Below are 24,374 nucleotides of genomic sequence, written 5' to 3'. Positions count from 1 at the left end.
ACATGAAATAAATGTTAAGACAAGCCAAAGTTATCATTGCGACACTTTGGCTTGCTTTTCAACGTGCAATCATTGAAAGATTATTGACCTGAACGAATGATGTAATCGAATGCAGATAAAGAGGCTTTTGCACCCTCACCAGCGGCAATGATGATTTGTTTATAAGGCACTGTTGTACAGTCACCCGCAGCAAATACACCTTTTACATTGGTTTCATTACGATCATTTACCACAATTTCATTACGGTTTGAAAGCTCTACAGCAGTTGCTTTTAAGAAATCTGTGTTTGGTAATAAACCAATTTGTACAAAGATTCCCGCAAGTTCAATGGTATGCAGTTCGTCTGTTGCACGGTCTTTATACTTCAACCCTGTCACAATCGAACCATCACCAATCACTTCTGTAGAGAGTGCATTCAAAATCACCGTGGTATTTGGCAAACTATTCAATTTATCTTGAAGCACTTGGTCAGCACGAAGTTGAGTATCAAACTCGATCAATGTGACATGTTCAACAATACCTGCAAGATCAATTGCGGCCTCTACACCTGAGTTACCCCCACCAATCACGGCAACCTTTTTGCCTTTAAATAATGGACCATCACAGTGTGGGCAATACGCAACACCACGTGTTTTGTACTCTTTCTCACCTGGTACATTCATCTCTCTCCAACGTGCACCTGTAGATAAGATGACCGTTTTTGATTCAAGTTTTGCACCATTTTCCAGTTCAACTTCAACTAAACCATTAGTTGTTTGATCCGCACCAACAATGTTTTTCACTTTTTGTAAGTTCATAATGTCCACACCGTACTCACGTACATGCGCTTCCATATCTGAACCAAACTTAGGACCTTGTGTTTTTTGTACTGAGATAAAGTTTTCAATATCCATGGTGTCCATGACCTGACCACCAAAGCGCTCAGAAACAATACCTGTGCGAATCCCTTTACGTGCAGCATATACCGCAGATGTTGCACCAGCAGGTCCACCACCAATCACCAATACATCAAACGCGTCTTTAGCATTCAGCTTTTCAGCATCTTTAGCCGCAGCACCGCTGTCTAATTTCGCAACGATTTCTTCCAAAGTCATACGACCTTGACCAATATGTTCGCCATTTTGGAAAACCATAGGTACAGCCAAGATTTTGCGTTCTTCAACTTCATCTTGGAAGAATGCACCGTCGATCATGGTTGCTGTAGTGCCTGGATTATTAATTGCAATCAAGTTAAGTGCTTGAACAACATCTGGGCAGTTGTGACAGCTTAAAGAAACGAATACATCAAAATTTGCAGTCAGGTTTAAACCTTTAACTTGAGCCAAGATTTCATCAGAAACTTTTGGCGCATAACCTGATACTTGTAATAAAGCTAAAATTAACGAGGTAAACTCATGACCCATCGGTAAACCAGCAAAGAATACGCGAGGTTGTTCACCTACTTTTGCAATACCAAAGCTCGGTTTACGATCATTCTGACCATCGAAACGTGCAGTCACTTGATCTGACAGCGCAGCAATTTCAGTCACCAACTCTTTAATTTTGTCTGACTTTTCAGAACCATTTAAAGAAGCAACAATTTCAATTGGGCTCTCAAGACGCTCTAACAATGTTTTTAATTGAGCAGAAGTATTTGTATCTAACATGCTAACAATCTCCAAGGGAGTAAATTTCTTTCGTTGAATGTATATTACGTCTATTTAAAAAATAGATAAAACAGTTTGTTTTTATTAAATCAATCGGTTTTTTAGTTTAACAAAAATCAGCCACGTTCTCATCAGCATATCCCCCTATTCTCAAATTTAAATTCTTTAATGCTGGTATATATATGGGCATTGGCTAGAAAATCAATAGACATCCCCGACTTCCTCGAAACTTAAAATTAGATTAATTTTCAACAAAAATAATATTTCTTCGACCATCTCTCTACAAAAAATCATGCGCAGCCAAGCCACAAAGTTTTAAGCTAAATTTATGTTGTGGTTTCTCCAATTAAGTACAACAAGGTGTACTTATTCACAATTCCTGTATAAATAAGTGAAGAGGTAAAACAATGAAAATAGAGTTCGTATTCGATATCGTCTATCCAATGAGTTATGTGGCGTTTGAAAAACTCAAACAACATTGGAATCAACCCATGGCGAAAAAAATCGAATTATTACCTGTGCAAGTTTTACCAGAAATTCCAGAACAAGGCTTAGATGTTTATCAATACCTGACTGAAAGATATGGAACCAAAGAAGCCAATCGCAAACTTGATATGGCAAAATTTGCTGCTTATAGTCAAGATTTAACCGTAGATATTGAGCATATGAAGCGTATGCCCAATAGCCGTTTAGCCCATCAAGCGATATTGGCTTTAGACAATATCTTTGACCAATTCGCGTTAACGCAGGCTTTATTCCACGCCATATTCGCCCATGGTAAAGACATTGCCAACCCTGAAGTACTGAAACAAATCATCGAAGGTATGGGCTTGGATGGCACGAAAGTTCTACGTTCTATTCAACATAAGGAAATCGCAGACAAACAAACTGAGATTACTCATTATGTACAAGGTTTCGGTAAACACCCAACGCCTTACTATATTGTAGACGGTGAAATTTGGGATAAAACCTTTGATACCTTAGAACTGAAAGACCTGATTACCAACCGAGCGAAAGATGTCGCTTAGGACAACGAGATTTAATTTTTACAGCAATAAAAAAGCACTTTTGCTCATCACAAAAGTGCTTTTTTATCAGAATTTTTACAAAGTATAAGCTTTGTGCGTTGCACTAACCGATACGATGACCAATTCGATGTAAACGTTTCGCAATTCGATTTGCTACCCAATAAATCATCAAGCTAAAAAATAAACTGAGTGCTGAAATTCCCCATAAAACCTTTTCAACAATGTTCGACCAAAAGCTTGCACGACTCACTTGCGCTTCAACACCTTGCGCAATCGGGGAAAGCGCTCGATTAAATACCTGATGTTGAATTGTCCATAATTGCTCAGGTTTAAAGCCGTATTCTAAAAAGCGCGAATCAGATTGCTCCGCTTTAATCAATTTTTCTGTGTAAACCGTAGCCACGACCTTATCAACTGGTTTATGCATCAATGCGGTTTGTGCCAATAAATAGCTTTGTACTGTTTCAGGCGCATCCGATCTTTGCAGATATTGATAAATAGCGCTTTGCTGAATGTTTTGATCATATTTTATAAATGATTTTAACTCTTTGTCTTCATCATCTTTCAGATCATATTGCACATAAGCCAAACCAGACCAGAGCACAATCAAGGATAAAAGCCATGCAACAAATTTAAGGATAAAAGATTGAAAGCGCACTTTAAAAAAGCGAATTTTTTTTAATACACCCACAATAATAAATGCGCCAATAAATGACACTATTAATTTTAAGATCAACCAACCAAACCATGACAATGCATTCATGAGGTAGTCTGGTTGATGGATATATTCTCTTAACTGCTGATCTAGAATATATGGCAAGTGCAATTGATGAACCTGTTGTGCCACACCAAACAAGTTAAAAACCAATTCCTGTTGAAAAAAAACAGAAACTAAACTTGCGATACCCACAGAGGATAAAACCACAGCCGAAACCATCAAATTCCGTTTTCGATGCTGAAGTATTTTTAATCCATGCTCGATCTGTTGAATATCTACAGGATATTGAGTTTTTTCAGTCAACCTTTACACCTTTAGATGAGATTGTGCCAAGATTTAAGCTTTGGCTTAGGATTGATGTGTACTGGTATCTAATACCAACTGTTGCAAATTCGATTGAAGCGCTTTAATCCGAGTCGAAGCCTCTTCACGTTTTTGCATGCCCTCTTTCTGAATTTGAATGACATCATTTACAGTTTTAATCAGGGTATTTTGAACATGTTCAAGCGTTTCAATATCAATCACTGAGCGTTGATTGGCTTTGGCAGTATCCACAGAATTTTGATGAAGTAAATCTGCATTGCGTTTTAATAGTTCATTGGTTGCATCATCAATCCTGTTGGCAAGTTGTACACTATTACGTTGCTCATTTAGAGAAATCGCCAAGCTGATCTGGTTTTTCCATGCAGGTAGCGTAATATTTTTAATCGCATAAAATTTATCGACCAACATCATATTATTGGATTGAATAATACGAATCATCGGTAAGGTTTGCATTGCAGATTGTTGCAAGACTTGTAAATCACTAACTCGCTTTTCTAGATTGTTGGCTAAATGGTTAAGGTCATAAACACGCTGATTGGTTTTAGGATCTTGCTCTTGCTGAGATAAAGTGGCAATTTCTTGCTGTACTTCAACTTGCTTGATTCGACCTGCGGCAATATAAATACCCAACTGTCGATATTCCTCTTGAACCCCATTAAACATACGATCTAATGTATCTACCCGCGCTTTTAAACCTGTTTGTGATGTTTCAATTTCCTTGACCAATGAATCTATTTGCTCTTTGGTGGTATTAAAATGTTGATCAAAACTTTGCTTAGCACCTTTAAATTTACTGAGTATGCTTCCAATAAATCCTGAGTTTTTTGATTGATTCAAAATGCTGGATGTATTCAATTGCTGAGCAACTTGCACAACTTCATTTAATTTTTGCCCAGTCACATCTAAGTCTTTATTTTTGACCAAGTTGAGTAATTCATCTGTATATGAGGATGTTTTGGTCGCAATATTTTTACCATATTCAGCAACGGATGCATGATTAATATTGGCTAGGTCTTTATGCGCATTAACAACCTCATTAAAATCTTCGGTGTTTAAACCTATTTCTTTCAAATTCAATTGTTCAAACTTTTGTAATTCCAACGGCGTATTGGATTGTTCAGTTAATGCTTGATGATTCGAATCACTCATACTTCTATCCTATTTATTTTCTAATGATTTCTTTAATGATTGAATTAATTTATCACGACTTTTATCCAATTCTTCAGTCGTTGTAAAAGAATTCTGCGCACTACTCTGTTTGACATGATATTGCCATGCAGGAATCAGAACATGCTGAGCTTCATTAAAGCGATCAAGTAAGCTCAATGAAAGCTGTTGTGTTAACTGCATTTGTGCTAACGCAATATCATTACTGGCTTGTAGCGTTTGTAGCGTATTAACTTTCTTAGACAGCCGATCTGCAAAATTATCCAAGGGATGACGATGTTGTACAAAAGCAGGATATTCATGTAAAAATTCCTGCGCTGCACGAATATATTTCGCCATTTGCTCTCTTAAGCCATTGGCTTGTTGGAATCTTGCTTCCGACTTTTGAATTTCGATTTGTAATCTTTGACTCAAATGTTTGGCTTCATCAATTAAACTTTCCAAATCATTTAAATATTTGACTTGTCCAATACTAAACTCCAAATCCAAGCCTAACCATTTTTGTATCGCATTGAATTTACGTTGATTTAGCTTTTTCTTGGATGCAGATAATTGCTGAATAATATGTGCAATAATTTGACTCAGCTTTTGCGTCAAACTTGGATCAATGGCTTTTAACAGTACCGATTGTGCTTGAATCAACTGATCAGCATACAAATTCAGTCGTGTTTGATTGTCGAGTAGTGGAACCAAATCATTTCTTTTAATCGAAAGTAATTCATCAGAACTACATGGGATCTGTTCAAGCGGTGTAAGTACAGTAAATTGCTTCATATCAATTCAAAATGAATAACTTTTCAATGATTTAAGGGAAATCAATCAACAAACCCTTTCTATTTAAAACTTATAATACAAATTAGGAAGAAAGCCCATACAAATAGCAAAAAACATACAGATAGCAAAAAACATACAGATAGCAAAAAGCCAGTTTATAAAAACTGGCTTTTTGCTATAACACAATGCGTTAAAACGATTATTTTAGGTATATTGAGTTTCCTGTTATTGCTTTGACTGTCTATTCGCTTGATAACGACGATAACCTGTCAGCCCTAACAGCCCAAGAAGACTCAACCAACCCAATGAACCACCGCCACTGACCCGTGGGCTTCCTGGCGCAGTACCTGAGTTTTTCAAAGTAACGGTAGCCGCTTCAACACTACTATTTTCAGGAGTAGAAATTTTTCCATCCGCATCATACACATAATAGGTAAATTTATAACTAAATGGATCAAGTGTATTTCTAAGTTGGATATGGATTTTGCCACCATAGCAGGTATATTTATTATCGCTACCAGGACAAGGCCCACTACGATCCGCGGTAATGACCACAGGATCAATATTTGTTCCAATTCGAATTGGCAATTCAACCCCATCTGTATTGACATAAAATTTTGGTTTATTTGGCTTCTCTGTTAACGCAGCAGCATTACCGTCACCATCATCATTTGCATATTGCAGTAGATCTACATCAATCGCTTTGGTTGAGCCTTGTTCAATATTAAATGTTGCATCTTTAGCAATAGGTGCAATATTGGTAAAGCTTCCAATGATATAGGCTGAAGAGCTAATGCTTTGATCTGTCTTTAACTCTAGTTTATAGCTACAGAATTCATTGTCACCTGATGGTGTAACATTGTCATCTATACGCCATAACATAATTCTCTTTAAGTCTTTATTCCATACACAATCGAATTTTGGCTCTTTTTTACCTACAAATTGTTTCTTATCATTTAATACTCCGACACCAAGTGGTTCTACAATCACATTATAATTGTCCGCACTTAAATGTTTTACCACTCGCACATCATTACCATTAGCGTCTTTGGTTATAATTTCCGCAGGCAAATTGGCTACAAAAGGATCGACAAAGATCGTGCGATATTTCTGGTCTGATTTGGTGTATTTGATTAAATTACTATACAACTCTGATTGGATTTTATAAAAAGGAATATATTCTTGTTTGGTCGCTGGATCTGCAATCAACTTATTATAATTATCCAATATGTTTTGATAAGAATTAAGTGCCACAACAACCGAAGTATTACTTGCACTCAGGTTATTGGCAGTGAGACGTAAAACCTCTGTCGAGCCAATATCACATGAGTTTGCCACATCATTGGGACCATTTGAGTTCTCCGCAATCACGCGTGTAACACCACGCTGATCAACGCCACTACAGCCCGTATAACCAACATCAACCAAGTCTTTGTCTGTGCCTAAGTTTATAGGGAAATACATCGGCATAAAGCCTGTAGATTCACTTGGTGGTTCTATCTTATTTAAAATAGTTGTGAATGCAATATTACTCACATCAAATGTATGATCTTTATCCTCTTTCCTTACTTCCTCTGCAACCTCACATTGATCATCACCAGCAGCCAATTTTAAAGCATTGTATACAAGCACTACACGCGAACCTTCAACTTTACTGACATCACCATTTGCATAACGGCAAGATTTTCCAGTATTGTAAGCCAAAATATTATTACTTAATGCTTTTATACCATTGTAACCATACAATAATGTTGCCCAAGCTTTATTATTGACAATGGTATTACTGATCAGTGATAAAGAAGAATTATCACTAAAATTAACTTTTCCTTGTGGTGTCAATTGGCTAAATTGAATGATACGACCTTGACTTGCACTTGCGATATTGTCAGTAATCGTATTTGCAGAAAAAGTCACTGCAGGTTGCCCACAAAAATTAAGCATGCTTAAACTATCTGCAGCACCATTGCCAATAAATGTTACCCCACTCACTGCGATATTACGTTTGGTAAACTCTAAATTATCAGCACAGGTCATTCCAAGTACACTGCCCAGTTCCGCTTTATTGGTTTGGAATACACCATAATTTATGGTCAGAGAACTTGAAACATCATTTAAATAAATTGCCCCACCTGCTTTCGCATTGGAATCTATAATATTTACATTATTTAAGGTGAGTGCACCGCCAGCATAAATTGCTCCACCCACATTATTATTGCTGTCATTTAAACTCGAGCCATTTTTTAAAATTACATCATTCAGCGTTAGACTCGGCTTATTTTCATAAATGGTATTGAAAATACGTGAGTTTCCTTGACCTGAAATTGTAGTTTTTAATGGGGTTGCAGCAGGGAAATTATTGGTCAATACATCTGGGCGACTATAATCACCTGGCTCTTTACCAATGATAGAAACATCTGAGTTGGGTCTTAATTCTTTAGTCAGCTTATATTCACCTGCCTCCAACTGAATTACATTGGGTACTGTTGAATAAACCTGTCCTGCACTACAGCCACCATAAGCTTTATGTGTCGCGGCGGCGTGTAATGCTTCTCTTAATGAACACTTGTCAGGATTTGTCCCATCCTCATCATCAAAGGTGGTTACATAAATCGTTTTATCTTCTGCCGCCATCAAAGACATGGTCGACAATACAACAAGTGTCAGAAATCCTTTTTTATAATTTTTCATGTGCAATCCTTTACTTATACTTGATCCGTCGATAGCCAGCTAAACCAATCAGTCCAATGATTGAAAGAAATCCTAGACTTCCACCAGAGGTCTTTACTTTATAGTTTTTAAAATCATCTGGCTTTCTTTGTACAATTCGTGCAGGAATCGTAATATAAGGATTATCCGATTTATTAAAACTTGTGGTCGATGTCACCACATTAATTTTAAATTCATCAGAACCTTGCCATTGACCGTTCGGTGTATACACAATATCACCTGCCTGATTTATCGTCATGGTGCCTTTAGATGGCGTATTGGTTTGAATAATCTTTAAACAACCTATTTGCCAAGGCTTACCATTGTCATCCAATTCGCGATTAAAAATTTGTTTACACTTTTCAGCACTAACAAGTTCACCATCTTGTAATTGATCAGAAATTGAAAATTTAGCTGTTTCACCATATAAAATATCTTGCCCTACGGTCGAAATGTTTCCAAGATCAATCACCAGTTCAATCGCACCACGATCACATAATTCTGAATTGGAATTTCTCTGTTTACTTCGCTGATCAAGAGTCGAACAAGCTGTTATTTTATCTTGAGGTTCTGGACCGTGATTAATAATCACAGAATCTTCAGCCGAGTTATAACTTGGTAAAATTCTTGGTAAAAAATAACCTAAGGCTACACTCGGTGACTCAGCAAATGGGCATAAAATCCCATTAGTACTAAAGTCACATTTTCCTTCTGTGGTACTTCCAGCAATCAGTTGCGCATTACCCAATGCTGTCGCTTTAAAACCATTGCATCCTGAAGAATAGAGGTTATTGCTGATCTGTTCTGCTTCACCACCAGACACAATCGTACAATCTTGTGTACCATTTTTGGCAATAATACTATTTGCGACAAAACCTTTCTTTTGAGGGGCGTCTACAATAAGGCCCATACTATTGAGGATCATGGTGATATTGTTGAGCTGCATAGCATCGTAGACTTTAACCACATAGCCTTTATTGTTAAAAATCGTACTATTTTCAATCCCATAGGGCGCAGTAGAACCAAAGGCTTTTAATGCATCTTCAGAAAATTGATTTTTTGTTTCAAAATTTGAACTTGTAGCATCAGTAACCTCATTATCTCGAATCAATGATTGTGTGATAACAAATGCAGGTAATTCGGTATAAATTACACCACCTTTTTCTGCTTTATTGCCTTTGATTAAGGTCTTGTTAATCCCAACGATACTTAATGCGGTATTCGCTGCATAAATACCTGCGTTATAGATTGCCCCACCTTCTTTTGCATGACCATCTAAAAGTTGGCTATTACTTATCCCCAATGCTTCTTTGTTATAGATCAGACCACCTTGCTCAGCACATACATCTTGGCCACAGCCTTTCAGGGTAATTTCATCAAATGAAACTTTCAGCATTGCAGGTGGTGTCTCTGCTTTCTCATCTATATCTTTTTCGATCTGAAATAAACGTTCTTTTCCAACCATTTTAATAATGGCATTGTTTTTACCTACAAGCGTTTGTGTATTATTTACGTTACTTTCATAGGTCGAACCAAATGCGACATCCTTTAATATTCGGATTTGCTTATTCAGTGAATACTCTTTATTGCCTTGTAATATAATTTTTGCAGTCACCTCTTTGCCGCCACCACAACCATTATAGCCAGCTTCAGGCATTCCCTGATTGACGTATTCAACTGCTTCTCTTAATGAACACTGATTATCAGCTTTTACAATATCGTCTGTGGTAGTCACAGTAATATTTGCACTAAATGCCTGACCAGTAATACATAATAATCCTAAGCCTATGCCCCGTTTGAGCATTATAGTCTCCTTGATTTCTTTTAATTATTTCTTATTAGCCAGCATTACGCTTTGCTATCAGTCCTTTTTGCGTACTTTGTCACACACAATAAAAATTCTCAAGAATTTTCATCGGCCGATCTATTGACTTCACTTCTTGTGTTACGCGCACTCAACAATAGTAAAAATCAACTATTGTCGATATTCATCAATCAATGCATAGAGCTGTCTTAAAGTTGCATGAGATAATTTAGTCTTCTCACCCTTTAATAACTTTTCTAGCTGTTCAACAGACTGAAGTAGTGTACTCGTTTGATGTGGCCCATGTAATAGCAAATATTCCGTTATTTGTGGGTCAAAATGTACACCCCGACGTTCCAACACAGAATGCAATAAAGCATGTCGATCTGCATAGGACTGTCCACTCGGTACTTTTACACTGACTGCCTGAGTAAGGCGAGATTGTAGGTCTGGTAATTCTAGCTTTAATTCTATCGGCGCAAATCGTGATGAAAACACCAACTGTCCGCCATCTTCGTTATTGTTATTAATCAGATGAAATACCGCTTTTTGCCAATGTGGTACACCACTAATAGCCTCGATATCATCCAAGGCAACCAAATCATAGCTTTCTAATGAGGTAATTGCCTCGATGGGCGCATCAAGTAATTCTAACAGCGATACTTTAATCGCAGATTTGCCAATCTCTAAATAAGAATCGCAAATCGCCGTGAGTAAATGACTTTTTCCAGTTCCAGCACCACCATAGATGTAGAAACGATTCATCAGCCCTGCATGAAGCTGACGCACAGCATCAATTACAGGTCCCCAACCTGGCCCAGAAAAATCACTAATTCTGGCATCCAGTTGTGGTTCTATATCCAACTGTAATTGACGCATATATTCAAATCATTCCTAAAGTGGATTTTGATCATTTTTAATCGATTGATCAGTATCTTGCGTGTTTTTAACTTCAATATCAAGATCAACTTTGTCGCTTTCGACTGAAATTGTTTCAGTAGTGCCATTATTTTGTATGGTCACTAAAGTATCCTCTGCTTTAAAGAACTGACTTTCTTGATATAAATCTTTGAGATGCTTGAGTAAAACCACGATAACAGCTGCAACTGGCAGTGCGATCAACATCCCGACAAAGCCACCCAACTGAGCCCCCGCAAGTACTGCAAATACCACAGCTACAGGAGATAAACCAATTTTATCGCCCAATAAGAACGGTTGAAGAATATATCCTTCGATGAGCTGCCCTACACCAAATACAGCCAGAACCATTAATAAATGTTTTGGATCTAAGCCGAACTGGAAAAAACAGGCAATCACTGCTGCAATAATTCCGACACCAAAGCCAAGATATGGAATGATACTGCACAGCCCCGCAATCATACCAATAATTAATCCGACCTCTAACCCCACCAACTGCAAGCCTACGGCATAGACGATTCCCAATAAAATCATCACAAGGAACTGTCCTTTGACAAAAGCTCCCAAAACACTATGACATTCACCAACAATTTTAAGTACATTGCTTTCATATTGACGAGGAATAAAACTTTTCAAGTGTTCCAACATCCGCTTCCAATCAAGCAAGAAATAGAATGCAATAATTGGAATTAAAACAATTGTTCCGCCAATCGAAATAAAACTCAGTCCAGATTGGGCAATTTTTAAAGCCATCGCTTGGATACTGTCCGCACTATAGTTGGTCTGAACATACTCCATCACTACTTTAGAAATTTGGTCTGTATCCAATTCCATATGTTCAACATTGAAATTGTTGGATAACCACGGTAGGAAAGTAGAATTCACCCAATGTATTCCCGCAGGAATACTGTCACGGGCATAAATTAATTGTTTCCAAACCAAGGGCACAACAAACCATATTGCCCAAGTCAGTAACACGCCTATTCCAATAAAGACCACCGAAATAGAGAGCCACCTTGGTAAAACTTTTGACAGCTTATCCACCACTGGACTAAATAAATAGGCAACCAGAAAAGCCGCAACAAAAGGAATCACTACAGGTTTTAATAAATATAAAATCCATAAAACTAAAGCAATTCCAGCAAGGATAAAAATTCGTTTTAAAGTCCGATCGTGCATCGAATCACGCCTTTTTCAAATTTATTCGTTATGGAGGGGAAAATATTTTCATAAAGATAGCATTTTAGTGCAGAAATAACATAAGAGTTTCGTATATTCGGGTATAATCCCCGCGCGAATGCGGAGACTTCAATTATGAGCAACTCAACTTCTACCCCAAACACTGGTTTAAGCTATAAAGACGCTGGTGTCGATATTGAAGCGGGCGACGCACTTGTCGATCGAATCAAATCTGTCGCTAAACGTACAACACGCCCTGAAGTAATGGGTGGTTTAGGCGGCTTCGGCGCACTTTGCAGAATCCCTAAAGGTTATGAAGAACCTGTTCTTGTATCTGGTACAGATGGTGTCGGTACAAAATTACGTTTAGCATTGAACTTAAATCGTCATGACACGATTGGTCAAGACTTGGTTGCAATGTGTGTAAACGATCTTCTTGTATGTGGTGCTGAACCTCTATTCTTCCTCGATTATTACGCAACTGGACATTTAAATGTTGATGTTGCTGCAAATGTTGTGACGGGTATTGGTAAAGGTTGTGAGCTTGCAGGCTGCGCATTGGTCGGTGGTGAAACTGCTGAAATGCCTGGAATGTATGAAGGTGAAGACTATGACCTCGCAGGCTTCTCTGTGGGTGTAGTTGAAGCAAGCAAAATCATTGATGGTACCAAAGTAAAAGCAGGTGATGTTCTAATCGGCTTAGCCTCTTCTGGTGCACACTCAAACGGTTATTCTTTACTTCGTAAAATCTTAGACGTGAAAAACGTCGATTTAACTCAAATTGTAGATGGTCGTCCGCTTGCTGATGTTGCAATGGAACCAACACGTATCTATGTAAAACCAGTGCTTGAACTGTGCAAACAAGTTGATGTCCATGCAATGGCACACATCACAGGCGGCGGTTTACCTGGTAATTTACCTCGCGTACTTCCAAATGGTGCTCAAGCGGTGATTAATGAATCGTCTTGGCAATGGCCTGAATTGTTCAAACTTTTACAACGTGAAGGTGCTGTAGAACAATTTGAAATGTACCGTACATTTAACTGTGGTGTGGGTATGGTCATCGCAGTTGATGCTGCTGATGCTGACAAAACTATTGAAGTTTTGACTGCTCAAGGCGAAAAAGCATGGACAATTGGTCATATTCAAGAAAATGCGGCTTCTATTGAAGGCGCAGATGAAAAAATTCGTGTGATTTTTGCATAAGTCTCTCACATGATTAAAATTGCTGTACTTGTCTCAGGCAGTGGAAGTAACCTTCAAGCCTTGATTGATGCCAATCTTTCAGGGCAAATCGTGGGGGTCATTTCCAATAAACCTGAAGCGTTTGCCTTAGAACGCGCTGCAAAAGCAGGCATTGCAACCACGGTGATTGAGCATAAACACTATCCTGATCGTGAAACTTTTGATGCTGTCATGCATCAACAATTACTGGATTGGGATGTTGATTTAGTCATTCTCGCTGGTTTTATGCGTATTCTCAGTGCCAAATTTGTCCAAGCATGGGAAGGGAAAATGGTCAACATCCACCCTTCACTATTGCCCTATTACAAAGGCATGCATACACATCAACGTGTTTTAAATACCGGTGATGTTTTACACGGGTGTACTGTGCATTATGTCACTGCTGAGTTAGATGCTGGACAAGCGTTGACTCAGGGTGTTTTAACAGTCGATCTACATGATAATGTGCAATCCCTTGCAGCACGTGTACATGTACTTGAGCATTTCATTTATCCTCAAGCGGTCGAGTGGATCTGTAATGGCACCATTCAACACTTGGAAAATGGTCAGGTTTTATATAAGGGACAAGCACTTAAACAACCAATTCAATTTTGCCAGCTTTAAGTATTGCTTGATTTAAAATACTGTCGAAAAAAATGCATCCTCGGATGCATTTTTTATGGCTAAACGAAATTTTTTTGTGCAGTAACCTTATATAACAATAAGTTTATAGCAGCAAAGTTGCTTGAACTGCTACGTTTGACATAAAAAGATTTGAATCAATTTATGGGAAAAACAGCTGACTTTTTAGCGATAGGCCGTAATAAAAAACCTTTATTTAGCGAGAGGTACAACCTGCCACTCATTCAACGACTGATTTATGGGTATTAGATAAATTCTGTTGAATCAGCTTTTTAATTAATTCAACTGTTTCAACTGGATGTTCCAACGGAAACATATGTCCTCCAGCCGTCAGGGTAAAAGGAATATTAAATTTCTTTTTGGCAATTTGTGGAAATTTACGTTTTAAAAAAGGACTCTCTGAACCAATCACCAAATCTACAGGAACTTGTGGCTGTGGATGCGGTAACCACCAATAAGAAGGACCTGTTCTAAAAATTGCAACTTCAACATCTTTAGGAATAGTTAAAGTTACGCCACCACGAACATGGTCTTCTGTTAGCGCATAATCGATATAAGCCTGAAAGCAATCTGCATCAAAATGCTGATAAAACCCCTTTGGACGTAACAACTCTGCGGCTTGTTGACGTGATTCCCAATGATCTCGACGGCGTATGCTGAGATGCGCTGGTGTCATTGCATCGATTTTTTGAGGATAAAATTTCTTTGCAAGATTAAAAACCAAGGAGGCTGTCCCCATAATCAAAGGAGGATCCAATAAAATTGCTTGTTCAAATAAATCTGGGCGCTTAAATGAAGCCAAAAAGGTTGCCACAGCGCCTAATGAATGGCCTAAACCAATTACTTTACGTCCATTAGACTGTTGCACAATACTATCAATCACTTGATCTGCAAAATTCGACCAATTGCTATCAATCGGATAACGTTGATCTGTACCTAACAGAGAAACATAAATCACATCATATTGATCTTTCAGTAAATCAAACAGTTTGGTATAGACTGGAGATGGCACACCATTGGCATGGGCAAAATGAATAACAGGTTTCATGTGAGATAGGCTAACCATGTCTTGCTTTACACTCTAAATATGATGAATTGAAAATACTGTAGCTGATAAATAGGATTCAGTTAAACATTTTAAGTGAACTCCGTGCTCTTGTTTTGCACTTAGTAATGCCACTCAAATGAATTAAACAGGTTTAAAGCAGTTATAAAGGCTTAAGCTAACAAGAAAATAGCGCTTTAAGATTGTGCTTGGCTTAATTTTTCATTTTTCTTTTTTTCATACACTTTGTTTTTACTTCATACAGGTTGGATCAGTAAACAGCAATGCTACCACTATATTACTGTTTACTGATCCATAAAACCTAGACTATTGCATTTTCACATCTTGGTTCATACCAAGTTTTTGGCTCACAGCTTCACCTAAGCCATTCCCCATTTCTGAACCTAAACGGCCTAGAACGGAGTCAAATGGGCTACGCTCAACTGTATAATTGACTGTCTTTTTCACTTTTAGTTCGCGTTTCAATGTTTCGATATTTCCTGCTTTATCTGCGATACCCAATTTAATGGCTTGGTCACCTGTCCAAAATAAGCCAGAGAAGATCGCTGGATCTTTCGATTTCAGCTTTTCACCACGGCCTTTTTTCACAGCATCGATAAAGTGATCATGAACATTGTCCAATAAAGCTTGAATATGCGCACGTTGTTCTGGATTAATCGGCTTGGTCATACTGAGTATGTCTTTATTACTTCCCGAAGTCATGGTACGGTCTTCAACACCTAATTTTTGGGCTAAACCATTTACACCATAATTCGGCATAATTACACCGATTGACCCCACCAAACTCGATGGATTTACCCAAATTTCATCTGCTGCTGATGCAATATAGTACGCACCTGAAGCACCCATATCACCAATCACAGCATAGACTTTTTTCTCTGGATTCTGTTTTTTAAGATACTGAATCTCTTGCCAAATATCATCAGACTGAACCGGTGATCCACCAGGTGAATTCACATTCAATACAACAGCTTTGGCAGACTTTGCTTCAAAGGCTTTCTTTAATGATTTAATCGTATCAGTACTATTTACGCCTTGACTGCTTGAATCAATCGTACCAACAATATTGACGACGCCTAAATGATTCTCTGAGCTTATTGTTGCATCATCTGAACCAGATAATGAACAACTCTTACCCAGTGCAACTAAGACAAACAGAATATAAAGAAAAGTGAGTATTTTAAAGAAGATCCCCCAACGACGAGTACGACGTTGCTCTTCAACTGAAGCAAGAACAGCTTTCTCTAAGATCTTCCATTCCTGACCTGTAGGCTGTTGACCCGCAGAGGAATTCAAATTTGTATTGTCATTTTGAGGTTTCGGCGGCCAATCTGACATTTATACCATCCAAATTAATTATTCATGCTTCATTATATACACGGAATCCGTATAATCTATTTAATCATTACGATTTAACTTATAATAATTTGCTAAATCTCACCATTACTTAACTTCTGCATTAATTTTAGATCCAGATGACTGATAAACATAAGACTACAACTTCGCGACTCCTCAATTTTTTCAGCCGACTGCCGATCCCAATCGCGCGTTTTATCGCACGTATTTTGGCAGGACTGGTCAATTTATTACATATCACAAAAACATCTGAAACCATTCGTCTAAATATTGAAATTTGCTTTCCAGATCTTGATAAACCTAAACGCGAGAAAATTACAGAACAGGCGATTCGTAACGAACTCCAATCTTATATGGAGTTCTTTACGGTTTGGGGGAGTTCCAATCAAAAAAATATCGATCGTATTCATCATGTTGAAGGTGAACACTATTTTCATGAGGCCATTGCTGAAAAAAAAGGGCTGGTATTGATCGTGCCTCATTTCGGTACATGGGAAATTATGAATGCATGGTTTGCCCAATATACCCAAATGACCATTATGTATGAACCGATTAAGGATGAAAGTGCGGATCGTTTTGTACGTGCAGCACGAAGTCGTGAAAATGCCACATTGGTTCCAACAGATGAGTCTGGGGTACGACAAATATTTAAGGCGTTAAAACAAGGTGGTACAACTGTGATTTTGCCTGACCATTCACCTCACCAAGGTGGAGAACTGATTGAATATTTTGGGATTCCACTCTCTTCGAGTAATTTAAGTGCCAAACTAATCCAAAAAACCAAATCCAAAGCACTTTTCTTATATGCAATCCGAAACGACAATCAAGGTTTTGATATGGTGGTTCAGCCGATTGATGAAAATATCTATCAGGTGGATGCCAATCAAGGCACACATATCATTTACACTGCGCTGGAAAAATTAATCTGCCAATATCCAGAACACTACCACTGGAGTTATAAACGCTTTAAAGCTCATCCAAAACTTAAACAAATTTATAATGTACCCAATAAAGAAGCCATGGAAATGGTCACTTCAGTCCGCAATGATGCGATTACGGAAAGTGAGCCACTTTAAAGTTTGGCGATAACCCGTCACCGCCATCTGCCCTTGCGGATTTAGCTTAAATTGAATAGAGCCTTGTTCAATCGTGGTTTTGACTGGAATGTTCAACACGTCTAACCGTTTCAATACAATCGGATGTGGATGGCCATAACGGTTGGCATATCCAGCCGATACAATCGCAAGTTTAGGTTGTAACTGCTTTAAAAAGTCATAAGAAGAACTATTTTTACTGCCATGATGGCCCAGTACTAAGACATCAACCTTTAAATCGGGATATTGTGTTAACAGATTAAATTCTGTTTCCCAACCAGCATCCCCCATCAATAAAAAGTTTTGATATGACTTTGACTGAGGGACTTGGATATAGATCACACAAGACAGTTCATTGCGATCATAGGCAGCTTTACTTAGGCTATTTTTAGTAGGCGCCAAGACGGAAATTCGAACATCTTCATATTGCCAATATTGTCCTTGATGACAATAGTCAAAGTCGTGCAGGTTAAAACGTGCATCTGTTTCATTTGAATAGACTTTGTTCATTTTGATTACTTTCTCTATTTCTGCAAATGCACCACTATGGTCTTGATCTAAATGCGTCAAAAGCACCTGATCCAATTGGGCAATCCCTTGTCGCATCAGATATGGAATGATGACATTTTTGCCGATACTAAATCTTGCTTCATCAAATGAACCGCCTGTATCAATCAGCATTTTATGTTGGGGTAGGTTTAAAAAAATAGCCTGCCCTTGCCCAACATCTATGATATCCAGTTGAAATATTGCAGAACTCTTATGCGAGATCACTAAGGGGATTAAACAGAGTATTGCCCAAAATTTTGGCAGCACACCTTTGGGCAAAAATAAAATAAACACAGCCAAAGCAATGCAAACAATTTCTAGAGAAGTAAACGCCCACCAATTCAATTTAAAATTGAGTAGCTGATCTAATCTTTCCAGTAGGTACAGCAACATAGACAATAAAAGATCAGAAATCGTGAAAAGCCATAATCCCAAAGGTTCAAATAGCATACTTATACATGCGGCCAAAACTTCAATGGGAACAATCAGTGCACCAATCATTGGAATTGCAAGCAAATTGCTCAAGGGTGTAATCCATGAAAATTGTTGAAAAATCCACAGCACCACTGGCAGTAATGCAATAAATATTTTCCATTGTGAATCAATCAATACCCGTATAAATAGCTTGGTCTTGGTCTTCCATGTCTCTACAGTTGGGAGAGCATGTTGTTGAACCGTTTGATAGACGCGAATCAAAATAAAACATGAACCAAAGGACAGCCAGAAAGCAGAAGATAAGATACTAAAAGGATCAAGCAGCAATAAAATACTGGCCGTCAATAATAAATGTTTAAGTGGTTGAATTTTTTGCTTGAATAAAATAATAACGCTTAGAATTGAGACTGTTAGCATGGTTCTTAATGCAGGAATTTCAAAACCAACAAAAGCACTATAAAACACCACACAGGCTAAAAATGGATAAACCAATAAATAAGGTTGTGGAATATTCAAAAAAATCTGTGGATAAACTTTTTTAATGATTGAATTAAATAGAAAGCAAAACAATGTTGCAAAAATTAATACGTGCGGCCCAGAGATTGCAAGTAAATGGGAAATACCCATGCTCTTAAACAGGTCTTGAGTTTCATTTGCCAAGAGACTTTCATCCCCTGTCAATAATGCGAGGACTAAACCCTTATTTTTTAATGAAGAATCGGCAATTAAATCGCGAAACTTTAAACGTAAGTTCTCGATACTAAGTTGAATTCTATATCGCACGCTATTTTGTTGCTCAACAAAGGGGCTATAGCCCAATTGCTTCACTTGATTTTCATCGATATGTTCAACTGACTGGGGCTTGAATACAGCCAGAATATTTTCTTGTAGAAACCATTTTTCTTTATCAAACACCCCAGCTACAGCATAACCATGAATCGGTTTGATATGCCCTGTAACCCGATAATATTGCCCCAGCTGGATCATTTCAGACTGTGAGCCATCCAGATACATCAATATTTGTCTGACTTTGTTGGGTTCGAGTAGCAATACTTTTTGTTGGATACGCTGTTGAGCTTTTGGCAATTGAGTATTGGAGGATGAGTCTGTTTGCTTAATGCTATTTATGTTAGAAATATAAATAATTTTTTCAATTTGATGAGGTGGTGTATCACGTAAACTTAATCTTTTTTCGAGTGCGGAATCTGCATAATAAAAACCAAGGAGACCACTTGATATCCCCACAACACTGAGAGAAACCAACTTAAATACAACAGAATTGATCAAGCTATAGTTTAAGCATCGACCTACACATAACACTAGGCTTAATGCTAAGCTGATCCAAATCAAGAGATTTAAATAAGCGGGTGAATAATATCCCATAAACGAGATACCCAATATCCATCCGATTAAAGCAATGTACATATACATAGTTTTCTATTTATTGTTTTCAGTGTTTATTTATTGATTAAGCCCAATCAGATTGGGCTTAAGTCTAAAAATTATACATCAATTCAGCATGATATCATCAAAATAAATGCTGAATTAACCATCGATCCAGATACCATCTTGCATATGCAAGATTCTATCTGCTGATTTTGCCAGTTGCTCATCATGCGTCACAATCAACATAGCCATATTAAATTCCTCACGTAAATCACGCAGTAATTCAAAAATAGATTTTGCTGTTTTCCGATCCAAGTTTCCTGTCGGCTCATCGGCTAACATCAACTTCGGTTGTGTGACCAAGGCACGTGCTAAAGCCACACGTTGACGTTCACCCCCCGATAGCTCACCAGGTTGATGCGTTAAACGATGTGATAATCCAACCCGTTCAAGCAAATATTCAGCACGTTCTTTAACCTTTTTATATTCGGCATCTTTTCTTAACATCAACGGCATCGCGACATTTTCAAGGGCAGTAAATTCAGGCAGTAAATGATGAAACTGATAAACAAAACCTAAATGTTCATTACGTAAGAAACCACGTTCAGCTTCACCTAAGTTATCAAAACGTCTGCCATTTAAATTGACAAGGCCTTGGGTCGGACGATCGAGTCCACCCAAAATATGTAAGAGTGTGCTTTTACCTGAACCACTTGAACCTACGATAGAGACAAACTCACCTTGCGCGACTTGCAAAGATAAACCTGTAATCACGTCTACATGCGACTTACCATCCGTAAACGACTTATAGATATTTTGTGCCTCTAAAACCACTGGACTTTGTGTAGCACTATTCATAACGAAGCGCCTCCGCAGGTTGAATTTTAGCTGCTCGCAATGCAGGATAAATGGTTGCAATAAAACTTAGCCCCAAGGACAAGCTGACAATCACCACTACATCTTGCCATCTTAAATAAGAAGGTAAGTAGTTGATAAAATAAGCATCGAATAAATGTAATCCAAATGCAGTATTCAACCAGCCAATAAAGTTACTGATTCCTAATGCAGAGATAATCCCCAAAATTGCACCAGCAACCGTTCCAACCACACCAATCACAGTCCCTTGCACCATAAAAATGCGGGTAATTGTTGCTGGTGACGCGCCTAATGTTCTTAGAATCGCGATATCTGATTTTTTATCCGTCACAACCATGACCAATGAAGACACAATATTAAATGCAGCAACCAGCACGATGAGGAATAACAATAGACTGACCATTGCCTTTTCCATTTGGATTGCGCTGAATAAATTACCATGCGTATAGGTCCAATCTGAGGCATAGAAACCGCTCGGTAACTCACGAACAATTTCATTGGCAACCTGTGGCGCTTGGAAAATATCATCCAGTTTCATACGCACACCTTGCGCACCGTCAGGTAGACGTAATAGCGTAGATGCATCATTGAGTGCGATGTAACCTAAACTCGAATCAACTTCTGCACCTATACTAAAAATACCGACAATTTTAAAACGTTTAAAACGGGGTACAACGCCTGCTGGCGAAGGAGTTGCTTCAGGTAAAACCAAGGTAACATTGTCATTTAGACCAAGGCCTAACGCATCAGTCATTTGTTTGCCTAGAACAATGCCATATTCACCTTTTTTTAGTTGATCTATGCTACCTTCCACCATATGATTTTGGATAATTGAAACCTTCTTTTCATATTGAGGTTCAATACCGGTCACCATGATCCCAGCGACTTGTCCTTGTGCGGTAAGCATACCTTGTAGTTGTGTAAATGGAGCAACACCAGTCACATGCTTATGTTGTTCAATTTTCTTTGCAAGCACAGGCCAGTCTGTTAGAATTTGTGTTGAAGAAACAGTGGCTTGAGGTATCATACCTAAAACACGGTTCTTTAACTCTCGGTCAAAACCATTCATAACAGATAAAACTGTAATCAGTACAGCAACCCCTAAGGTTAGACCGATCATGGAAACCAAAGCGATAAAAGAAATAAAGTGATTACTACGCCGTGCGCGAGTGTATCTCAACCCTATATACAGCGAGATTGGTTTAAACATACCATTCTAGTCCGAGGTGTTTTATGGAAGCGTTACAGCATCAAAATGAAGCAAATGAACGTCGTGTCATGTCACGAATCGATGCTGCGTTAAGGATCAACTATCAAATCATTTCTGAAGAAGTTGCGCTGAACGATCCATATGATGCTAATTTTGTATTACCGCGCTATTTTCTACTACTTGCAGAATTAGATCAATTTGATCATGCACTTCACTACGAATTAGAACAATTAAATGAAAAAGATCAACAAATTGCTCGAATCTTATCCTTATTCAACCAAAAGTTAAACCTTATTACTGGTTCTCTTTACGATTCTATTGTACAAACCATGTTACCAACGCCACAAAAAGTCAATTTTTCTGAAAGTGGCTTCAGTTTTACCAGTCAACAATACCTGAAACAAGGTAGCTTTATTCATGTCACCCTGAGTCATCCTGAAAATTTCTTCCATATTGCAGCAACGGCACAAATTGCGTACTCAGAAACTGCTGATAATGAGCAATATCGTGTAGGTGCTTACTTCATTACTTTACATCCACAAGATAAAGTCAAACTGGCTGAATGTATTCAACAGAACATCACCCTACAAAATAATTGATATTGCACATATGGACTCTACTTTATTCGCTTTTGCCTTGATTGCCTTAGGTATGGCACTCACCCCTGGCCCAAATATGATTTACCTGATCTCAAGGTCCTTGTGTCAGGGCAAAACTGCGGGAATGGTTTCATTGGGCGGCACAGCGCTCGGTTTTATATTTTATATGCTATGTGCTGCTTTTGGGATCACCGCTTTATTAATGACCATTCCAATTGCATACGATGTTTTAAAAATTGCTGGTGCACTCTACTTAATTTATCTTGGCTGGAAAGCAATTCGCTCTCCTCACTCGCCTTTTGAGATTGCCAGTCAACAGTCTTATTCTAATTCAAAACTATTTTTGATGGGCTTTTTGACCAATCTACTCAATCCTAAAATTGCGATGATGTACTTGGCTTTACTGCCACAATTTATCAAACCACACCAAGGCGATGTTTTAGTGCAAACGCTGAGTTTAGGTTTTGTGCAAATTGTGATTAGTCTACTCGTCAACATGCTGTTGATTTTTACTGCCAGTTCATTTACCCAATTTTTAAATCGTCATGCACTTTGGCTAAAAGTACAAAAATGGTTTATGGGTACGGTATTTTTTGGCTTAGCAACACAAATCATGCTGAGCTCCAAAAGATAAAACCAAACAACCTAATATAAATTTAAACGTTTTCAATAAGATGTAGCCGAACCAGCTATATAGTAATACGTATCAACGTATATCCAATGATATCCATCTTAGCCACACCCATAAAAAAACGACTCAAAGTGGAGTATTTACTTTGAGTCAAATGCACTAATTTAAAAAGTTTCTTTTTGATAAGCAATTATTCTGCCAACTTATGAATTCGCTTGGCATAACTTGAATGGGCAGAATGATCAAGCTTAGTCAAAATACCATCATCCCCCAAGATACGACGGGCACCTGTTTGCGCCCATTGCGGCAATAAAGCATAAGCACTATGTACTGTTTGCAAGTAATCAGGTACCGCAATAAATAACCGCGGCTTAATTAAAGCACTCACAACTGCATCGGCAACCTGCTGTGGTGTCACCGCTGGAATCGTTTTTGCCGCATTTTCTGTTCCAGCGGTGAGCTCTGTTAGCACTTTACTGGGTAAAATTGCAGTGAACTGAATAGCAGAATCACGAAACTCACCTGCAACTGCTTCGGTGAGACCAATCACAGCAAATTTAGTCCCTGAATAAACCGCAGAACCTGGTAAGGCAAAACGCCCTGCAAGTGATGCGATATTAACAATATGGCCTTGTTTATATTTAAGCAGTTCAGGAAGTGCCAATTGCATACCAATGATGACACCACGAAAGTTAATATCAATCTGTGCATCTGCTAAAGCGGGATCTTCATCCAGAAAAGCCCCCATCGGCATAATCCCCGCATTATTCACTAAAGCATAAAGACTGCCATAATGTTGAATGGTGTTTTGAATAAATTGAGCAAATGATTCACGATCACGCACATCCACTTTAAAAGCTTTGGCACCAATACGTTGTGCTTCTTTTTCAGCAAGTGCTAAATCGAGATCACCAATACTGACTTTTGCACCTTGTGCAATTAAAGCTTCCGCGGTAGCTAAACCAATACCACGTGCGGCACCAGTAATCGCAATCACTTTGTCTTTTAATTTTTGTTTTTTAAACATTGCGTTATCCTTTAT

Annotated in this window: 20 protein-coding genes; 6 read left to right on the top strand and 14 right to left on the bottom strand. The window is 38.2% G+C overall.

The features are described 5' to 3' along the window. Positions 1-80: 80 nt before the first annotated feature. The gene (gene ahpF, locus AC07U8_RS07065) at positions 81-1,646 is read right to left on the bottom strand and encodes an alkyl hydroperoxide reductase subunit F (protein WP_034613215.1); all 1,566 of its coding nucleotides are present in this window, start codon (positions 1,644-1,646) and stop codon (positions 81-83) included. Between the two features lie 407 nt (positions 1,647-2,053). On the opposite strand from ahpF, the gene AC07U8_RS07060 reads away from it, so the two are divergent. Continuing rightward, positions 2,054-2,674 (top strand): DsbA family oxidoreductase, encoded by a 621-nt coding sequence (locus tag AC07U8_RS07060; RefSeq protein WP_004721747.1) that lies wholly within the window; start codon positions 2,054-2,056, stop codon positions 2,672-2,674. A gap of 103 nt (positions 2,675-2,777) precedes the next feature. Here the strand turns inward: AC07U8_RS07060 and AC07U8_RS07055 are convergent, their stop codons facing one another. The 7 genes from AC07U8_RS07055 to cxpE form a co-directional block, all read right to left on the bottom strand. Next, positions 2,778-3,695 carry a hypothetical protein gene (locus AC07U8_RS07055; RefSeq protein WP_034613212.1) on the bottom strand — a complete coding sequence of 306 codons (918 nt, stop codon included), beginning with the start codon at positions 3,693-3,695 and terminating at the stop codon, positions 2,778-2,780. A gap of 45 nt (positions 3,696-3,740) precedes the next feature. Next, positions 3,741-4,865: a toxic anion resistance protein gene (locus AC07U8_RS07050; protein ID WP_034613209.1), complete on the bottom strand. Its 1,125-nt coding sequence runs from the start codon at positions 4,863-4,865 to the stop codon at positions 3,741-3,743. A 9-nt stretch (positions 4,866-4,874) separates the two neighbouring features. Then, positions 4,875-5,657, bottom strand: a complete 783-nt coding sequence (locus AC07U8_RS07045) for a tellurium resistance protein (protein ID WP_270384518.1) — start codon at positions 5,655-5,657, stop codon at positions 4,875-4,877. A 225-nt stretch (positions 5,658-5,882) separates the two neighbouring features. Then, positions 5,883-8,345: a CSLREA domain-containing protein gene (locus tag AC07U8_RS07040; protein ID WP_270384516.1), complete on the bottom strand. Its 2,463-nt coding sequence runs from the start codon at positions 8,343-8,345 to the stop codon at positions 5,883-5,885. A 10-nt stretch (positions 8,346-8,355) separates the two neighbouring features. Further along, on the bottom strand, positions 8,356-10,167 hold the full coding sequence (gene rbtA / locus AC07U8_RS07035) for a rhombotarget A (protein WP_494737577.1): 1,812 nt from the start codon (positions 10,165-10,167) through the stop codon (positions 8,356-8,358). 171 nt (positions 10,168-10,338) lie between these two features. Further along, positions 10,339-11,046: a DnaA regulatory inactivator Hda gene (gene hda, locus AC07U8_RS07030; protein ID WP_004721759.1), complete on the bottom strand. Its 708-nt coding sequence runs from the start codon at positions 11,044-11,046 to the stop codon at positions 10,339-10,341. A gap of 15 nt (positions 11,047-11,061) precedes the next feature. Continuing rightward, entirely contained in the window at positions 11,062-12,264 is a 1,203-nt protein-coding gene (cxpE, locus tag AC07U8_RS07025; protein WP_004721760.1) for a chloramphenicol efflux transporter CxpE, read from the bottom strand. Positions 12,265-12,399: 135 nt separating this feature from the next. Between cxpE and purM the strand changes: the two genes are divergently transcribed. Further along, a complete protein-coding gene (gene purM / locus AC07U8_RS07020; RefSeq protein WP_004721761.1) occupies positions 12,400-13,470 on the top strand; it encodes a phosphoribosylformylglycinamidine cyclo-ligase in 1,071 nt (356 codons plus the stop codon). Between the two features lie 9 nt (positions 13,471-13,479). Further along, the gene (gene purN / locus AC07U8_RS07015; RefSeq protein ID WP_494737576.1) at positions 13,480-14,112 is read left to right on the top strand and encodes a phosphoribosylglycinamide formyltransferase; all 633 of its coding nucleotides are present in this window, start codon (positions 13,480-13,482) and stop codon (positions 14,110-14,112) included. 238 nt (positions 14,113-14,350) lie between these two features. Here the strand turns inward: purN and AC07U8_RS07010 are convergent, their stop codons facing one another. Then, a complete protein-coding gene (locus AC07U8_RS07010) occupies positions 14,351-15,178 on the bottom strand; it encodes an alpha/beta fold hydrolase (RefSeq protein WP_494737575.1) in 828 nt (275 codons plus the stop codon). Between the two features lie 324 nt (positions 15,179-15,502). Beyond that, positions 15,503-16,534: a signal peptide peptidase SppA gene (gene sppA / locus AC07U8_RS07005; RefSeq protein ID WP_494737574.1), complete on the bottom strand. Its 1,032-nt coding sequence runs from the start codon at positions 16,532-16,534 to the stop codon at positions 15,503-15,505. A 137-nt stretch (positions 16,535-16,671) separates the two neighbouring features. Here sppA and AC07U8_RS07000 point away from each other — a divergent pair, with 137 nt between their 5' ends. After that, positions 16,672-17,628 carry a lysophospholipid acyltransferase family protein gene (locus tag AC07U8_RS07000; protein WP_096733660.1) on the top strand — a complete coding sequence of 319 codons (957 nt, stop codon included), beginning with the start codon at positions 16,672-16,674 and terminating at the stop codon, positions 17,626-17,628. On the opposite strand, the gene AC07U8_RS06995 is transcribed toward AC07U8_RS07000, so the two are convergent. The 3 genes from AC07U8_RS06995 to AC07U8_RS06985 form a co-directional block, all read right to left on the bottom strand. Next, a complete protein-coding gene (locus AC07U8_RS06995; protein WP_494737573.1) occupies positions 17,587-20,055 on the bottom strand; it encodes a DNA internalization-related competence protein ComEC/Rec2 in 2,469 nt (822 codons plus the stop codon). The two genes, AC07U8_RS07000 and AC07U8_RS06995, sit on opposite strands and share 42 nt — an antisense overlap. 120 nt (positions 20,056-20,175) lie before the next feature. Next, the gene (gene lolD / locus AC07U8_RS06990) at positions 20,176-20,874 is read right to left on the bottom strand and encodes a lipoprotein-releasing ABC transporter ATP-binding protein LolD (protein ID WP_096733658.1); all 699 of its coding nucleotides are present in this window, start codon (positions 20,872-20,874) and stop codon (positions 20,176-20,178) included. Then, positions 20,867-22,102 (bottom strand): lipoprotein-releasing ABC transporter permease subunit, encoded by a 1,236-nt coding sequence (locus AC07U8_RS06985; RefSeq protein ID WP_004721775.1) that lies wholly within the window; start codon positions 22,100-22,102, stop codon positions 20,867-20,869. Before AC07U8_RS06985 ends, lolD begins: the two co-directional genes overlap by 8 nt. 23 nt (positions 22,103-22,125) lie before the next feature. Here AC07U8_RS06985 and AC07U8_RS06980 point away from each other — a divergent pair, with 23 nt between their 5' ends. Then, positions 22,126-22,701, top strand: coding sequence for a PilZ domain-containing protein (locus AC07U8_RS06980; protein WP_494737572.1), 576 nt, complete (start codon positions 22,126-22,128; stop codon positions 22,699-22,701). 10 nt (positions 22,702-22,711) lie between these two features. After that, positions 22,712-23,335, top strand: a complete 624-nt coding sequence (locus tag AC07U8_RS06975; RefSeq protein ID WP_096733657.1) for a LysE family translocator — start codon at positions 22,712-22,714, stop codon at positions 23,333-23,335. A gap of 187 nt (positions 23,336-23,522) precedes the next feature. Here AC07U8_RS06975 and AC07U8_RS06970 read toward each other — a convergent pair whose 3' ends face one another. Next, positions 23,523-24,359 carry an SDR family oxidoreductase gene (locus AC07U8_RS06970; protein WP_096733656.1) on the bottom strand — a complete coding sequence of 279 codons (837 nt, stop codon included), beginning with the start codon at positions 24,357-24,359 and terminating at the stop codon, positions 23,523-23,525. Positions 24,360-24,374 lie beyond the last annotated feature (15 nt).

Source organism: Acinetobacter sp. GW821-FHT01E09, assembly GCF_059422385.1.
The sequence above is the reverse complement of the archived record's forward strand: the minus strand, read 5'-3'. Positions and strand labels throughout refer to the sequence as shown.

Excerpts from the sequence above, each read along its gene's own strand:
- AC07U8_RS07000 (WP_096733660.1), top strand. The coding sequence starts at position 16,672 with ATGACTGATAAACATAAGACTACAACTTCGCGACTCCTCAATTTTTTC.
- AC07U8_RS07050 (WP_034613209.1), bottom strand. The coding sequence starts at position 4,865 with ATGAGTGATTCGAATCATCAAGCATTAACTGAACAATCCAATACGCCG.
- lolD (WP_096733658.1), bottom strand. The coding sequence starts at position 20,874 with ATGAATAGTGCTACACAAAGTCCAGTGGTTTTAGAGGCACAAAATATC.
- AC07U8_RS07010 (WP_494737575.1), bottom strand. The coding sequence starts at position 15,178 with ATGAAACCTGTTATTCATTTTGCCCATGCCAATGGTGTGCCATCTCCA.
- ahpF (WP_034613215.1), bottom strand. The coding sequence starts at position 1,646 with ATGTTAGATACAAATACTTCTGCTCAATTAAAAACATTGTTAGAGCGT.
- AC07U8_RS06970 (WP_096733656.1), bottom strand. The coding sequence starts at position 24,359 with ATGTTTAAAAAACAAAAATTAAAAGACAAAGTGATTGCGATTACTGGT.
- AC07U8_RS07045 (WP_270384518.1), bottom strand. The coding sequence starts at position 5,657 with ATGAAGCAATTTACTGTACTTACACCGCTTGAACAGATCCCATGTAGT.
- hda (WP_004721759.1), bottom strand. The coding sequence starts at position 11,046 with ATGCGTCAATTACAGTTGGATATAGAACCACAACTGGATGCCAGAATT.
- AC07U8_RS07040 (WP_270384516.1), bottom strand. The coding sequence starts at position 8,345 with ATGAAAAATTATAAAAAAGGATTTCTGACACTTGTTGTATTGTCGACC.
- AC07U8_RS06995 (WP_494737573.1), bottom strand. The coding sequence starts at position 20,055 with ATGTACATTGCTTTAATCGGATGGATATTGGGTATCTCGTTTATGGGA.
- AC07U8_RS06980 (WP_494737572.1), top strand. The coding sequence starts at position 22,126 with ATGGAAGCGTTACAGCATCAAAATGAAGCAAATGAACGTCGTGTCATG.
- AC07U8_RS07060 (WP_004721747.1), top strand. The coding sequence starts at position 2,054 with ATGAAAATAGAGTTCGTATTCGATATCGTCTATCCAATGAGTTATGTG.
- rbtA (WP_494737577.1), bottom strand. The coding sequence starts at position 10,167 with ATGCTCAAACGGGGCATAGGCTTAGGATTATTATGTATTACTGGTCAG.
- AC07U8_RS06975 (WP_096733657.1), top strand. The coding sequence starts at position 22,712 with ATGGACTCTACTTTATTCGCTTTTGCCTTGATTGCCTTAGGTATGGCA.
- sppA (WP_494737574.1), bottom strand. The coding sequence starts at position 16,534 with ATGTCAGATTGGCCGCCGAAACCTCAAAATGACAATACAAATTTGAAT.
- cxpE (WP_004721760.1), bottom strand. The coding sequence starts at position 12,264 with ATGCACGATCGGACTTTAAAACGAATTTTTATCCTTGCTGGAATTGCT.
- purM (WP_004721761.1), top strand. The coding sequence starts at position 12,400 with ATGAGCAACTCAACTTCTACCCCAAACACTGGTTTAAGCTATAAAGAC.
- AC07U8_RS06985 (WP_004721775.1), bottom strand. The coding sequence starts at position 22,102 with ATGTTTAAACCAATCTCGCTGTATATAGGGTTGAGATACACTCGCGCA.
- purN (WP_494737576.1), top strand. The coding sequence starts at position 13,480 with ATGATTAAAATTGCTGTACTTGTCTCAGGCAGTGGAAGTAACCTTCAA.